This is a genomic window from Streptomyces sp. HNM0575 (assembly GCF_012726265.1).
Lineage (GTDB): Bacteria > Actinomycetota > Actinomycetes > Streptomycetales > Streptomycetaceae > Streptomyces.
In genome coordinates this window covers 453,089-466,962 of the sequence record NZ_JAASAG010000002.1, presented here as the reverse complement: position 1 = coordinate 466,962, position 13,874 = coordinate 453,089, and the positions used below count along the sequence as shown (strand labels likewise).

General features: G+C 71.2%; 14 protein-coding genes and 3 pseudogenes. 8 read left to right on the top strand and 9 right to left on the bottom strand.

Features of this window, described 5'->3' with window-relative positions; genetic code table 11:
• Positions 1 to 11 precede the first annotated feature (11 nt).
• The gene (locus HCC61_RS05915; RefSeq protein WP_346777043.1) at positions 12 to 851 is read right to left on the bottom strand and encodes an NAD(P)H-binding protein; all 840 of its coding nucleotides are present in this window, start codon (positions 849 to 851) and stop codon (positions 12 to 14) included.
• A 241-nt stretch (positions 852 to 1,092) separates the two neighbouring features.
• Here HCC61_RS05915 and HCC61_RS05910 point away from each other — a divergent pair, with 241 nt between their 5' ends.
• The gene (locus HCC61_RS05910; RefSeq protein WP_169134189.1) at positions 1,093 to 1,416 is read left to right on the top strand and encodes a helix-turn-helix domain-containing protein; all 324 of its coding nucleotides are present in this window, start codon (positions 1,093 to 1,095) and stop codon (positions 1,414 to 1,416) included.
• A gap of 28 nt (positions 1,417 to 1,444) precedes the next feature.
• Positions 1,445 to 1,699, top strand: a pseudogene (locus tag HCC61_RS05905) (sporulation protein); the annotation flags it as partial.
• A 35-nt stretch (positions 1,700 to 1,734) separates the two neighbouring features.
• Here the strand turns inward: HCC61_RS05905 and HCC61_RS30545 are convergent.
• The 4 genes and pseudogenes from HCC61_RS30545 to mca all read right to left on the bottom strand — a co-directional run.
• Positions 1,735 to 1,872 (bottom strand): annotated as a pseudogene (locus tag HCC61_RS30545) (aminoglycoside phosphotransferase family protein); the annotation flags it as partial.
• 139 nt (positions 1,873 to 2,011) lie between these two features.
• Complete coding sequence (gene msrA / locus HCC61_RS05900) at positions 2,012 to 2,677, bottom strand: peptide-methionine (S)-S-oxide reductase MsrA (protein ID WP_169134188.1); 666 nt, start codon at positions 2,675 to 2,677, stop codon at positions 2,012 to 2,014.
• Positions 2,678 to 2,755: 78 nt separating this feature from the next.
• Positions 2,756 to 3,127 (bottom strand): hypothetical protein, encoded by a 372-nt coding sequence (locus HCC61_RS05895; RefSeq protein WP_169134187.1) that lies wholly within the window; start codon positions 3,125 to 3,127, stop codon positions 2,756 to 2,758.
• A gap of 4 nt (positions 3,128 to 3,131) precedes the next feature.
• A complete protein-coding gene (gene mca, locus HCC61_RS05890; RefSeq protein ID WP_169134186.1) occupies positions 3,132 to 4,001 on the bottom strand; it encodes a mycothiol conjugate amidase Mca in 870 nt (289 codons plus the stop codon).
• A 124-nt stretch (positions 4,002 to 4,125) separates the two neighbouring features.
• On the opposite strand from mca, the gene HCC61_RS05885 reads away from it, so the two are divergent.
• Positions 4,126 to 4,623: a DUF4307 domain-containing protein gene (locus HCC61_RS05885; protein WP_169134185.1), complete on the top strand. Its 498-nt coding sequence runs from the start codon at positions 4,126 to 4,128 to the stop codon at positions 4,621 to 4,623.
• Between the two features lie 131 nt (positions 4,624 to 4,754).
• Positions 4,755 to 5,252 carry a transcription elongation factor GreA gene (gene greA / locus HCC61_RS05880; RefSeq protein WP_169134184.1) on the top strand — a complete coding sequence of 166 codons (498 nt, stop codon included), beginning with the start codon at positions 4,755 to 4,757 and terminating at the stop codon, positions 5,250 to 5,252.
• A 202-nt stretch (positions 5,253 to 5,454) separates the two neighbouring features.
• On the opposite strand, the gene HCC61_RS05875 is transcribed toward greA, so the two are convergent.
• The 3 genes from HCC61_RS05875 to ilvA all read right to left on the bottom strand — a co-directional run bounded on the left by HCC61_RS05875 (position 5,455) and on the right by ilvA (position 9,206).
• Entirely contained in the window at positions 5,455 to 6,321 is an 867-nt protein-coding gene (locus HCC61_RS05875; protein ID WP_169134183.1) for an ABC transporter permease, read from the bottom strand.
• Positions 6,318 to 7,394, bottom strand: coding sequence for an ATP-binding cassette domain-containing protein (locus HCC61_RS05870; protein WP_169134182.1), 1,077 nt, complete (start codon positions 7,392 to 7,394; stop codon positions 6,318 to 6,320). Before HCC61_RS05870 ends, HCC61_RS05875 begins: the two co-directional genes overlap by 4 nt.
• Before the next feature lie 456 nt (positions 7,395 to 7,850).
• The gene (gene ilvA / locus HCC61_RS05865; RefSeq protein ID WP_169134181.1) at positions 7,851 to 9,206 is read right to left on the bottom strand and encodes a threonine ammonia-lyase; all 1,356 of its coding nucleotides are present in this window, start codon (positions 9,204 to 9,206) and stop codon (positions 7,851 to 7,853) included.
• Positions 9,207 to 9,501: 295 nt separating this feature from the next.
• On the opposite strand from ilvA, the gene HCC61_RS05860 reads away from it, so the two are divergent.
• From HCC61_RS05860 to HCC61_RS05850, 3 genes and pseudogenes are all read left to right on the top strand, one after another.
• Positions 9,502 to 10,008, top strand: coding sequence for a MarR family winged helix-turn-helix transcriptional regulator (locus HCC61_RS05860; protein WP_240968620.1), 507 nt, complete (start codon positions 9,502 to 9,504; stop codon positions 10,006 to 10,008).
• A gap of 45 nt (positions 10,009 to 10,053) precedes the next feature.
• A pseudogene (locus tag HCC61_RS30540) lies at positions 10,054 to 10,485 on the top strand (sigma factor-like helix-turn-helix DNA-binding protein); the annotation flags it as partial.
• A gap of 335 nt (positions 10,486 to 10,820) precedes the next feature.
• Entirely contained in the window at positions 10,821 to 11,069 is a 249-nt protein-coding gene (locus HCC61_RS05850; RefSeq protein WP_169134178.1) for a hypothetical protein, read from the top strand.
• Between the two features lie 164 nt (positions 11,070 to 11,233).
• Here the strand turns inward: HCC61_RS05850 and HCC61_RS05845 are convergent, their stop codons facing one another.
• Positions 11,234 to 12,400 carry a cystathionine gamma-synthase gene (locus tag HCC61_RS05845; protein ID WP_169134177.1) on the bottom strand — a complete coding sequence of 389 codons (1,167 nt, stop codon included), beginning with the start codon at positions 12,398 to 12,400 and terminating at the stop codon, positions 11,234 to 11,236.
• A gap of 238 nt (positions 12,401 to 12,638) precedes the next feature.
• Here HCC61_RS05845 and HCC61_RS05840 point away from each other — a divergent pair, with 238 nt between their 5' ends.
• A complete protein-coding gene (locus HCC61_RS05840; RefSeq protein WP_169134176.1) occupies positions 12,639 to 13,811 on the top strand; it encodes a hypothetical protein in 1,173 nt (390 codons plus the stop codon).
• Positions 13,812 to 13,874: the final 63 nt, after the last annotated feature.

The window sequence follows — 13,874 nt, the reverse complement described above, 5'->3', positions numbered from 1 at the left end:
TGGGTGTGCGCTCACGCGGCTGCCGTGGACCATCCGGCCGCGTGGTCCCGGACGAACTGTTCGAACGTGCGGGCTGGCCGGCCCGTCAGGTCGGGCACCGCGGTGCTGACCACGTCGTCGCGGCCCGATCGAGCACCGGCCTCAGCCCTGGCGTAGATTGCGGCGAATTCCGCAGAGAACCCGACAGTTTGCAAGTCCGCGGCCAGCGCTTCCTCGTCGGTGTGGACCACGCGGACCGGTTTCGCGGCGGTCGCGGAGATTATCGCCGCCGCTTCGACGTAACTCAGGGTCCGGGGGCCGGTGAGCAGGTAGTCGCGTTGATCTGCCTGGGGCGCGGCACGATCGGCCAGCAGCAGCGCAGCGGCGCAGGCAGCGATGTCGCGTAGATCGATCCACCCCATGCGGCCCGCACCGCTTGCGGTGCGAATTTCGCCGTCTCGCAGGATTTGCCGCCCTACGGGATGCGGGCTGAGGAAGTTCTGCATGAATCCGGACGGGCGCAGCACGATCCCGCCGGACTGGTCACGGACGCGAGCGGCCAGTTCTGGTGCACGGGGCTGCAGAGGCACAGCGGAGCTCAGCAACACGACCGTGCGCACGCCGCGACGGTGCGCCTCGTCCAGGAAGGGAATGACAGGGTCCGCCGGGTCGGCGCTGTTCGGCGGGGTGACCAGGAAGATCCGGTCCTGCCCGTCCAGCGCGGCAGCGTGGGTGCCGCGATCGAACCAGTCGAACGGCACCGAGTCCGGGTCTTCAGCGACCGGTGCGCGGCTGGCCACCCGCACCGGCACGCCGTGACCGCGTAGGAGCGTCACCAGTTCTCGGCCGACTTTGCCGGTCCCGCCGGTCACGAGAACACCCGGCCCCGGATCGTCCCCGGGGCGGTACCGGGTGTCGTCCCCAGTAGTAGGCACGATGTCTCCTTCGGTGTCTTCGCGGACCCTGGGGTCGGGGGCGCGACGTCGTCAACGCGCTGGCGGGTGTCGAACAGGGTGCACTGCTACGCGCATAGTTCGATGTTTGGCTAATCATCGATAGAGAAAACCGTACGCTACAGTTAGATGAGCGTCAAATGATGGAGTGGAGGTCTCCGTGTCACGTACGCTTCCCGGTCCTTCGATCGAGTCGCTGGACCTCACCACGATCCTGAGCGCACTCGCCGAACCGGGCAGACGGGCGATGATGACCGAGCTTTACCGGCAATCCGAACCCGTTGACTGTGCGGTCGTGGTGGAGAAGGTCGATCTGGGTCTGAGCAACGCGACAATCTCCCACCACTGCCGCGTCTTGAGGGAGGCGGGGCTGGTCAGGACGATCGCTGAAGGACGGCATCGCATCATGACGGTCCGTCGAGACGAGGTGGAAACACGCTTCCCCGGGCTGCTCAACGCCGTCCTCACCTCAGGAAGTTCCTGATCGGTCAAACGTGCCGTCGCCTGCCCTCACCGACCCGAAGTACGCGCGCACGCTCGGTTTCTGCCGGATGGTGCTCGCGCAGAGTCAGTTGCTCAGCGGCGAACTCGAAGCGGCCGTCACCACCGCCGGCCTCGCAGTCGACGGCGGTGACAACCTCCAGTCCTCCCGATTCCAGCGCTACGTTGGGGACTTCCAGCGTGAGGTGTCGCAGCATGCAGGGAGCGCCGCGGTGCAGCAGTTCAACGAGCAGGTGCGCGACGCCATGGCCGAGCTGGACGAGTAGCCGTCACCCGGCCAGCCAGTCCCGCAGTCCGCGTGTGTAGCCAGTCGAAAGAGTGCGTTCTCCCCGAACCGGATCAACTCCGCGCCCTCGGCGTCGAGTCCGACCGACCGGCATGCGGCTTCCATCACCCCCGCGGCACGCGCCGACGTGAACTCTCCTCCGGAACCTTGCACTTGGTCCGACGGCGGGATGCCCAATCAGCTCCCCTTGGTCGGCCCACGGCCGTCACCCGTCGAGGCAGGCGACGAGTGACGGCAGGCACGAGTCAGACCGTACCTAGCCAAGAGGGGCGGGCAGACCGCGGAGCGGAGATCAGCCGTCGGTCTTGACGACCCCGACCGGGCAGGAGACCCCCGTACCGCCGATCCCGCAGTAGCCCGCCGGGTTCTTGTCGAGGTACTGCTGGTGGTAGCCCTCGGCCGGGTAGAAGGGGCGCGGGGCGGCCGGGAGGATCTCCGTGGTGATGGCCGCGTGGCCCGCGGAGGTGAGGACCTTCTGGTAGGCGTCGCGCGAGGCCTCCGCGGCGGACTGCTGCGCGGGGCCGTGCGTGTGGATCGCCGAGCGGTACTGGGTGCCGGTGTCGTTGCCCTGGCGGAAGCCCTGGGTGGGGTCGTGGGACTCCCAGAAGAGCTTCAGCAGGGACTCGTAGGAGATCTTGGACGGGTCGTAGACGACGCGCACCGCTTCGGTGTGGCCCGTCATGCCCGAGCAGACCTCTTCGTACGTCGGGTTCGGGGTGTGCCCGCCCTGGTAGCCGACGAGGGTCGTCCAGACGCCGTCGGCGCGCCAGAAGACGCGCTCGGCGCCCCAGAAGCAGCCGAGTGCGAAGTCGGCGGTCTCGAGGCCCTCCGGGTACGGGCCCAGCAGCGGGTTGCCGAGCACGGTGTGGCGGTCGGGGATCCTGAACTCGCGCTCGGCGCGGCCCGGAAGGGCCTCGTCCGCGGTCGGGAGGTGGTTCTTGTGGCTGCCGAACAGCATTGCGTAACTCCCGTCGTGCGTCGCGTACTTCTCGTACTCCTCGTACTTCTCGTACGTCTCGTACGTCCTTCGTGCCGGTCAGGCTCCGGGGCCGGAACTCTTCGCGTCCCCGGGCGCCGCCGGCGAGGAGGAGGCGCGGGAGGCGGACGCGGAGGCCGCGCCGCCGTCACCCGTGCCGGCTCCCTCGCCCCGGTCGCCCGCGCCCGTCCCGCCGTGAGCGCCGTCGGCGCCGTCCGTGCCGCCCGCGGTCTGCGCCGCGGTCGGCCCCTCCTCGAAGTCGACCTTCTTCATGTGCCGGTTCATCGACTTCATCAGCATCCACACCACGGCTCCCATCGCGGCGAAGACGATGAAGCCGAGGACGCCGGGCGTCACCTTGTTCTCATCCAGGTCCTTCACCATCGGAAGGGCCTGGACGACGGCGGTCTGAGCCGGGGTCGTCAGGGTCATGCCTTCAATTGTCGCGGATGCCCGCGAAGAGGTCGTCCTCGGGTAGCGAGGTGTCCACGAGCGACTTCGCGAGCTCGTACTCCTCCGTCGGCCAGACCTCGCGCTGGAACTCCAGGGGAATGCGGAACCAGCCGCCGTCGGGATCGATCTGGGTGGCGTGCGCGACGAGCGCCTTGTCGCGGATCTCGAAGAAGTCGCCGCAGGGCACATAGGTCGTGAGCGTGCGCTCGCGGCCCATCGACTTCCACCGCTCCAGCCACTCGCCGTACGGGGAGTCCAGGCCGCGCTCCAGCAGCCCCTTGTGCAGGGCCTCGGTGCGGGGCCTGTTGAACCCCTGGTTGTAGTAGATCTTCTTCGGCTGCCAGACGGGCCCGGCCTCCGGATACCTCTCCGGGTCGCCCGCCGCATCGAAGGCCGCCATGGAGACCTTGTGGGTCATGATGTGGTCGGGGTGCGGGTAGCCGCCGTTCTCGTCGTACGTCGTCATCACGTGCGGCTTGAACTCGCGGATGAGGCGCACCAGCGCACCCGCGGCCTCGTCCACCTCCTGAAGCGCGAAGCAGCCCTCCGGCAGCGGCGGCAGCGGGTCGCCCTCGGGCAGTCCCGAGTCGACGAAGCCGAGCCAGGCCTGCTTCACGCCGAGGATCTCCCGTGCCTCGTCCATCTCCTTCTTCCGCACCTCGTGGATGTGCTCCTCGATGTACGGGTCGCCCTGGAGCTTCGGGTTGAGGATGGAGCCGCGCTCGCCCCCTGTGCAGGTCGCGACCAGCACGTCCACCCCCTCGGATACGTACTTGGCCATCGTGGCCGCACCCTTGCTCGACTCGTCGTCGGGGTGTGCGTGTACGGCCATCAGTCGCAGCTGCTCTGTCAAGACTCGGTCCTCGTCAACTCGTCATGCCGGGCGACACCTATAGTGACCGAATCGGCTTCCCGATGTATTCCCGATTCACAAGCCCCGCGATACCCCCCTCGATGCGACGAAAGTGGACCCCGCCATGGTTGACGTGCGATCCGCGGACGGCGAGCGCGGCGCCCCTGCCGCCGGCGGTCCCGCGCGGGGGGATCTCGCTCAGGGACGCGCGGTCCCGGAGGGGCGGTACGGGCGCTCGGGCGGCGGCCCCGGCCGGGACGCGCGCACGGACCGGCGGCTGAAGATCGTCGGCCTGGTGCTGGGGGTGCTGTCGCTCGCCGGGATCGGCTGGTTCGGCGCGGACTACATCGGGGGGCAGCCGGTGAGCGCCCAGGTGATCAAGTTCGAGGTCGTCTCCGGCCGTACGGTGGAAGTGCACCTGGAGGTCCGCAAGGACGCGGAGGCGAAGGGCGTGTGCACGCTGCGTGCGCGGGCCGCCGACGGCGGCGAGGTCGGACGCAAGGACGTGACGGTCGCGGGCGGCTCGGATCAGGTCGACAGGGTCGTATCGCTGCGCACCACGAGGCGTGCCACGAGCGCGGAACTGCTGGGCTGCGAACCGCGGGAAACCGAAGGTCACTGAGTTCCTACGCGGCGTTCGTCCTTCTTCCCTTTTCCACCTGAATTGTTAGGCTCGTAGTTTCCGCCCCACCCTGAAGGCGCAGCCTCTGGGCAGGGCGATGTTTTTATTCCCAGTACCGACGAGGAGCACCTGTGACCCAGACCAGCGACAACGTCACCTGGCTTACCCAGGAGGCGTACGACCAGCTCAAGGCCGAGCTGGAGTACCTGTCGGGTCCTGCACGTACCGAGATCTCCAAGAAGATCGAGGCAGCTCGCGAAGAGGGTGACCTCCGCGAGAACGGCGGGTACCACGCGGCCAAGGAGGAGCAGGGCAAGCAGGAGCTGCGCGTACGGCAGCTGGAACAGCTGCTGGAGAACGCCAAGGTCGGCGAGGCTCCCGCGGACACCGGAGTGGTGGCGCCCGGCATGGTCGTGACGATCGCCTTCGACGGTGACGAGGACGACACAGTGACTTTCCTGCTCGCGTCGCGCGAGTACGCGAGCTCCGACATCGAGACGTACTCGCCGCAGTCCCCGCTGGGCAGCGGTGTCAACGGCAAGAAGGTCGGCACGGACGCCGAGTACGAGCTGCCGAACGGCAAGATGGCGTCGGTGAAGATCCTGGAGGCGAAGCCGTACCAGGGCTGACGGAAGCGCGCCGCCGCTCAGGCGGCAGGCGCGAGCGCGGACGCACGCGCGACACGGACGACGGTGGGCCCCGGCCGGAGCGGCCGGGGCCCACTGCTGTCGCCGTCCGGCAGCCTGCCCCGACCGGACGGCCGGGGCAGGCGACCCGTGCGACGCGGACTGCGGATTGCGGGTCGCGGGTCGCGGGTCGCCGGTCGGGGCGTCAGTCCGTCGCCGACTTGTACTTCCGCACCGCCAGCGTGCGGAAGAACGCGACGATCAGGACCGACCAGATCAGCGACGCCCACGCCGGATGCTGCATCGGCCACGCGTCGGGGACCGGATAGTGCGGCGGGAGGTTGCCGAAGAGCTCGCGGCAGGCCTGGACCGTCGCGCTGAACGGATTCCACTCGGCGAAGTGCCGCAGCACCGTCGGCATGTTCTGCGAGGGGACGAAGGCGTTCGAGATGAACGTCAGCGGGAAGAGCCAGATCAGCCCGCCGGAGGTGGCCGCCTCGGGCGTGCGGACCGTCAGGCCGATCAGCGCGCCGATCCACGTGAAGGCGTACCCGAGGAGGAGCAGCAGGCCGAAGCCGGCCAGCACCCTCAGCCCGTTCTCATGGGTGCGCCAGCCGACGAGGAGCGCGACGAGGGCGAGCACTATCAGCGTGAGCCCCGTCTGCACGAGGTCCGCGAGCGTGCGGCCCGTGAGCACCGCGCCACGTGCCATCGGCAGCGAACGGAAGCGGTCGATGAGGCCCTTGTGCATGTCCTCGGCGATGCCCGCTCCCGCGCCCGCCGTGGCGAAGGTGACGGTCTGGGCGAAGATCCCGGCCATCAGGAACTCGCGGTACAGGCCCGGGTCCAGGCCGGCTCCGGGGAGGTTGATGGAGCCGCCGAAGACGTAGCTGAAGAGCACCACGAACATGATCGGCTGGAAGAGGCCGAAGACGACGACCTCGGGGATGCGCAGCATCCTGATGAGGTTGCGCTTGGCGACCGTGAGCGAGTCGCGTACGGACTGGCGGAGGCCGCCTCCGCCCGTGGCGGCCGGAGTCGGGGCCGCAGGTGCCGTGGTCGTGGCGGTCACTGGACGGCCTCCTCCTTCTTCTTCTGCTTCCTGCTCTTGCGCTTCTGCTTCTTGCCAGGGCCGCTCTTGCCGGGCCCGGCTCCGGCGTCCTCGGCCGTGCCGGCGTCCTCGTCCTCGGCCGCGTGGCCGGTGAGGGTGATGAAGACGTCGTCGAGGGTGGGCCGCCGCAGGCCGATGTCGTCGATCTCGACGCCGTGGCCGTCGAGTTCGCGGATGACCTCGGCGAGCAGCTTGGCGCCGCCGGTGACGGGGACGGTCAGCCTGCGGGTGTGCTGCTCGACCGTGACGCCCTCCGGGCCGGCGCCGGCGCCCGGGATGCTGTGCCTGGCGAGCAGGCTCTCGGCCGCCGGGATCCCGTCGCGGTCGTGCACGACGACCTCGATGCGCTCGCCGCCCGTCTGGGCCTTGAGCTGGTCGGAGGTGCCGCGCGCGATGACCTTGCCGTGGTCGACGACGGCGATGTCGTGGGCGAGGCGGTCGGCCTCCTCCAGATACTGCGTGGTGAGCAGGAGGGTGGTGCCGCCGGCGACCAACTCCTCTATGACCTCCCACAGTTGAAGCCGGTTGCGGGGATCGAGGCCGGTGGTCGGCTCGTCCATGAACATCACCGGCGGACGTACGACGAGGGCCGCCGCGAGGTCGAGACGCCTGCGCATGCCGCCGGAGTACGTCTTGGCCGTGCGGTCCGCGGCGTCCGCGAGGTTGAAGCGCTCCAGCAGTTCGCCCGCCCTGCGCTTCGCGTCGCGTGCCGTCAACTGGTAGAGCTGCCCGACCATTCGCAGGTTCTCCCTGCCGGTCAGGTATTCGTCGATGGCGGCGAACTGGCCGGACAGGCCGATCGAGCGCCGCACCTCGTTGGGCTGCTTGAGGACGTCGAGCCCGGCCACGACGGCCTTGCCGCTGTCGGGCCGGATGAGGGTGGTGAGCACGCGCACGGCGGTGGTCTTGCCGGCGCCGTTGGGCCCGAGCAGGCCCAGCACTGTGCCCTCGGGGACATCGAGGTCGACGCCGTCCAGTGCCTTTACCCGGCCGAAGGTCTTCACGAGACCCTCGGCGTGAATGGCGCCTGGCATAAGTGGCTCCCAGGTGTGGAGAAGTGACGGTGGACGAACGGTCAGGGGCGGGCACGGACGCCGGAGATGTCCGGCACGCGTGGAAACGGCTGTTCTGCACGATGGCGAGGCCAGTAGTATGAGCGAACGCGATACATCGCGTCAACAAGTGGCCGGCAACTCACGACAGTCGTGAGTGCTTCCGGGGTGGAATCAGAGCTATGAGGACTACGAGAGATACCGGTGCTACGGGACGGAGCGTGGGCCGAGAGGCTTCCGGACGGGCCGGGCGCGGATCGGACGCCACGTGGAGCGCCGGTGGCCGCACCGCGCCTCCGGCCGCGAAGACGGCCGGCTGCAACCCCCCTTCGTGCGTCCTCCCCGCCGGCGCCGGGCGGCTCGGTGGAATGCGTCGTACGACTACGGTCTATGACCGCCGGCCGGCGCGGGACTCATCGCCCGGCTCCCCTCGCGGGCTCACCGGGCGAGGACGACCGTGTACCCCGCCTCGCGGAGTCTGGCCGCGACGTCCTGGCAGTGCTCCGGTCCCTTGGTCTCCAAGTGCAGTTCCACCTCCACCTCGTCGAGCCCGAGCCGCGGATCGGTCCGTACATGGCTTACGTCGAGGACGTTAGCGTCCGCCACTGACAACTCCCTCAGCAGCGCCGCGAGCGCCCCCGGACGGTCCGTCAGCCGCAGCCGCAGCCAGAGATAGCGGCCGGCGGCCGCCATGCCGTGCCGCAGGGTCCGCTGCATCACCAGCGGATCGACGTTGCCCCCCGAGAGCACCGCGACGACGGGCCCCTCGAACGACTCGGGTTGGGAGAGAAGCGCGGCGACGGGACTGGCACCCGCCGGCTCCACGACCAGCTTGGCCCGCTCCAGGCAGAGCAACAGCGCGCTGGAGAGGGCGTCTTCGGAGACCGTGCGGACCTCGTCGACGAGGCTGCCGACGATGCCGAACGGCACGTCGCCGGGCCGTCCCACCTTGATGCCGTCCGCCATCGTCGACACCGAGTCCAGCACCACCGGCTCGCCGGCCGCGAGCGAGGGCGGATACGCGGCGGCCCCCTCCGCCTGGACGCCGACGATCCGTACGTCCGGACGCAGCTCCTTGACCGCCACCGCGATGCCCGCGATCAGGCCGCCGCCGCCCACCCCGACCACGATCGTGCGCACCTCGGGGCACTGCTCAAGGATCTCCAGGCCGAGCGTGCCCTGGCCCGCCACCACGTCGGGGTGGTCGAAGGGGTGGATGAAGACGGCGCCGGTCTCGTGCGCGTACTCCTGGGCGGCCCGCAGCGTCTCGTCGACGACCTGGCCGCACAGCCGGACCTGCGCGCCGTAGTCGCGGGTCGCGGCGACCTTCGGCAGCGGGGCGCCCTCCGGCATGAACACCGTGGAGGCCACACCCAGCAGCGAGGCCGCCAGCGCGACGCCCTGCGCGTGGTTGCCGGCGCTCGCCGCGACGACGCCGCGCTCCCGCTCGGCGGGGGAGAGCCCGGCGATGCGCACGTAGGCGCCGCGGAGCTTGAAGGAGCCCGTGCGCTGGAGGTTCTCGCACTTGAGATGTACGGGGGAGCCGACGAGCGAGCTGAGGTGGCGGCTGCCTTCCATGGGCGTCGTACGGGCCACACCGGTGAGCGTCTTCTGCGCGGTACGCACGTCGTCGACGGTGACGGACGCCGTCGCGGAGGCCGCGGACGCCGCGGCCGTCTCAGCCTGGGCGGCCGGGTCGGCCTGGGCGGCCGGGTCGGCCTGGGCGGCCGGGGCGCCCGAAGCGGCCGCTGACGAGGCGGACGGCGCCGATGCGTCGGGGGCGGGGGAGACCATGGCGTCAGTGTCGCAGTTCGGGGGCCTGTGGGCGCCGTGAGGTGCGGTACAGCTTCGTAAGCACCGGTACGTCCCGCTCGCGCGCCGCGTACTCTGGGCAGCACAATCAGGTCTTTTCCGTGTCCCTTGGAAGTTCCCGGGTGGAACCTCCCGAAGAAGCGAGCGCCTCGGCATGCCCATGCAACCGGACACCATGACAGTGAACAGCACCGACCAGCCCACGGGCCGGTCGTCGGCCCGTACCCCTGCCCAGGCCCGGGGCGCGCAGGAGCCCGAGGGGCCGGTGCTCGAGGCGATGCAGCACCAGGTCGCCGTGTTCGCTCGCCGCGCGGAGCAGACGCGTCTGGGCGGCATAGGCCAGGCCCGCAACTCCATGGACCGGGCCGCCTACCTCCTGCTCAACAGGCTCGAACAGGTCGGCCCGATGGGAGTCAAGGCGCTCGCCTCCGGCATGGGGATCGACTCCTCGACGGTCACCCGGCAGGTGGCGCCCCTCGTCGAGGCCGGGCTGGTCACGCGCACCACGCACCCCGAGGACGGCCGTGCCGTCGTGCTCAAGCTGTCCCCGCACGGCACCGCCCGGCTGGGGCAGGTGCGCTCCTCGCGGCGCGAGCTGATGGCCGTGCTCACCGAGGACTGGAGCGAGGAGGACCGCGAGACGTTCTGCCGGCTCCTGACCCGCTTCAACAACGCGATGCAGAGCATCCACCCGTCGACGGAGCAGCCGGAGCCGGCGCAGACCCCGCAAGCAGCGGAGGGCGCGGAGGCGCCGGAGTCCCCCGAGGAAGTTCCGTCCTCTTGATTTGATCAGTGCGCCTGCCGTCCTATTGCGGTACGGGAGGCAGAGGTGGGAGAGCGGCGTACGCGGGAAGAACGCCGCCGGGCCCGGGAGTTCGAGGCGTTCGTCGCGGGCGCGGCAGGCAGGCTGCTGCATGCCGCCACGCTGCTCACCGGAGAGCCCTTCGGCGCCGCCGCGGACGCGGAGGAACTGCTCGTAGGCGCCCTTTCACGTACGTACGCGGACTGGGACCGGCTGCGCGGCGAGGACCCGTACGAGCACACCCGCCAGGATCTGACCGCCCACTTCGCGCACACCGCCCGCCGCTACCGGCGGCCGCGCGGCGGCCTGCTGGACCGTCTGCCGCCGCAGGAGCGGCTGATGCTGGTGCTGCGGCTCTACGAAGGGGTCGCGGAGGAACAGGTCGCCGCGTCGCTGGGACTGCCCGTCGAGCGGGTGCGCGGGCTGTGCACGCGGGGGATGGCGGCAGTGCTGAGCCGCGGGGCGGGGGACGCCGCGGGCCGGGAGGCCGGCGTCGGCGCCGGTGATCGCGCAGCGCCCGTAAGCGGAGACGGCGGCGTGAGCGCGGACGACGGCGTGAGCGGGGACGGGAGCGGAAGCGGAAACGGGAGCGGGGGGCCGGGCCTGGTCGGGGAGCACGGAAGCGGAACGGGAAGGCGGCCCGGGTCGGCGACCGTGCTCGCGTCCCGCATCGTCACGGGGCTGCGGCACACGGGAGCGGCCGTCGCCCGGAACGTGCCGCATCCCCACCATCCCCGCCATCCCCACCGCGAAGGCACGGGCACGGGCCCGGACCACGGCCCGGGAGGTCCCGCGTGAGGCTGCCCGACCGCAAGGAGACCGAGGTGCGCGCCCTGCTGGAGTCCGTGCCGCCCGTGCCCGTGCCGACCGACCTCGCCGCCCGTGCCCTGGCGCGCGGACTGCGTCTGGCGCACCGGCGGCGGGCGGTGGCGCTGCTGCTGTGGGCGTTCTTCGCCGCGGCCGTCGCCTTCGCCGTGTGGGCGGCGGTCACCGAGCCGTGGATGGGCGAGCCGGCGCAGACGACGCCGCCCCTCGGCTGGTAGCCGGCGGCCTGGTGGGGCGGCCTGGCGGGCAGTGGGCCCTCCGCTTCCCCGGGCCTGGCCGACCCCGTAGCCGTAGCCGTCGGTCCGCGGGACCGCACGGGACCGGCCGTACCGGAATCGGAGGGCCCGCCCGGCCGCGCCGGAAGCGGAGGGGCCCGCGGCGGTCAGCCCAGCGCCTGCCGCAGGTCCGCCAGCAGGTCCTCGACCGACTCGATGCCGACCGACAGCCGCACCAGGTCCGCCGGCACCTCCAGCGCGGAGCCCGCCGCCGACGCGTGCGTCATGCGCGCGGGGTGCTCGATCAGCGACTCGACGCCGCCCAGCGACTCCCCGAGCGTGAACAGCCGCGTGCTGTCGCATACCCGGACTGCCGCCTCCTCGCCGTCCTCGACCCGGAAGGAGACCATGCCGCCGAAGGCCCGCATCTGCTTCGCCGCCGTCTCGTGCCCCGGGTGGGAGGGCAGCCCGGGGTAGTAGACCTGCGATACCCGGGGGTGTGCCTCCAGCATCTCCGCGATGCGGGACGCGTTGGAGCTGTGCCGCTCCATGCGCACGGCCAGGGTCTTCGAACCGCGCATGACCAGCCACGAGTCGAACGGGCCCGCCACGGCGCCCATCGCGTTCTGGTGGAAGGCGATCTCCGCGGCCAGCTCCGCCTCGTCGAGCACGAGGGCGCCGCCGACGACGTCCGAGTGGCCGCCCATGTACTTCGTCGTCGAGTGCACGACGACGTCCGCGCCCAGGGCGAGGGGCTGCTGGAGATAGGGGCTCGCGAAGGTGTTGTCCACGACGAGCCGCGCCCCTTCGCCGTGCGCGAGCTGCGCGAGCGCGGTGATGTCGCTGATGCCGAGCAGCGGGTTGGAGGGTGTCTCCACCCACACCGCCTTCGTGCGGTCGCGCATCGCGGCACGCACGGCCGCCGGGTCGGAGGTGTCGGCCACCGACCACTCGATGCCCCAGCGTTCCGCGACCCTTGCGAAGAGGCGGAACGTACCGCCGTAGGCGTCGCCCGGGATCACCACGTGGTCGCCCGGCACGAGCAGGGTCCGCAGCAGGCAGTCCTCGGCGGCCATGCCGGAGGCGAACGCGAAGGCGTTGCGCCCGCCCTCCAGGGCGGCGAGGTTCTGCTCGAGTGCGGTACGGGTGGGGTTGGCGGAACGGCTGTACTCGTAGCCGCCGCGCAGGCCGCCCACGCCGTCCTGCTTGTACGTGGAGACCTGGTAGATCGGTGGTACGACCGCGCCCGTCGCCGGGTCGGCGGTCTGCCCCGCGTGGATCGCGAGGGTCTCGAAGCTGTGGGGCGTGTGCCCGCTGTCGCGCTGGTCGCTCATGGGGCGAGGGTAATGCGCCGTACGGTGTAGTCAGAGCGGCTCGGGCGAACCGCTCCGGCGGATTACACCCGTCACGTGAGCATCACGTCCCGCACCGGTTCCGCATCACGTGCCGCACCGTCCCGAACCGCCCGTCGCCGTCGTCCAGCCGTCCGCCCGTCCGACCGACCAGCCGTCCACCCAACCGTCCGTCCAGTCGTCGAGGGTCCCGACCCGCACCCAGGGGGAGACAGCAGCAATGGAAGCCCTGCTCGTGCTGATCGCACTGACCGCCGTATTCGGCGTCCTGATCGCGCCCGCGCTGCGCCGCCGCAGGCAGCGGCTCCAGGGCGCGCAGGGAGTCTCGCGCGCCGTCGATCCCGGCGCCGGTTACGGCTTCGTACCGGCGGAGCAGCTGGACGTACGGCTGCCGGGCCCCGACCACGAGTTCACCGAGGCGCTGGAGGAGACCCAGCGGACCCAGGACTGGCAGCCGGTCGCGCGGCTGCTGGCCCTCACCGGCGACGAGTGGGAACTGCGCTGGCAGCGGGTGCAGTCGATGGCCGGCGCGGCCGCGATGGAGCTCGCACAGGCCCGTGCGCTGGGCGCCCCCGGCTCTCCGGCGGCCGGAAAGGACGGCCCGGGCGGCGGCGTCTCCTTCAGCAAGGAGCCGGGCGTGCGCGACGCGCGCTGGCTCCGCGACTGGCGCGCGCAGCAGCCGGGCGACCCCGGCGGCGCGCAGGTGTACGCGCAGTTCCTGGTCTGGCAGGCCGTCTCCGACCCCTCGTCCGCGGACCACCGCATCATCCTCGAAGAGGCCCGTACGATCTGCGAGGAGGCGGCAAGGCTCGCCCCTGACGACCCCACACCGCACATCACCGAGCTGTTCGTCGCCCGCCATCTCTCCTACCGGCGGGCCGACTTCGAGGAGCTGTGGGCGACGCTGCGGCGCAAGGCGCCGGACCACATGGGCGCGCACATCGCGGCCCTCCCGTACTGGTCGGAGAAGGGCTGCGGCTCACGCGAGGACGCCGACGCCTTCGCGCAGACCGCCGCCGCGCACGCGCCCGAGGGCACGCTGCTGCCGGCGCTGCCGCTCTTCGCGGTGTACGAGCACCTGCCCGAGGTGAACGTGGTGCGGGGCCTGTATCAGAGCGCGGAGATCGAGAAGGCGGTCGAGGCCGCGGAGTACGCCGTCGACCAGGTCGAGGACGACCACCCCGTACGCCCGCACGTGCTGCATCTGCTGATCTGCTTCCTCGTGCGTGCCGAGCGGTACGGCGAGGCGATGGACGCCCTGCGCGTCGTCGACGGCTATGTGGGCGCGATGCCGTGGGCCGACTCGGGCGACCCGGCGAGCCATTACGCGGCGTACCGCGCCCTGGCGGTCTCGGGCTGGGAGGCGACGGGGGGCGCCCGCGCACAGCTCTAGTCCCGTCCGGCCCCGGGCCGGTCCCGGTACGGCTCCGTCCGGTCCCGGCCCGGGCGGCGTACC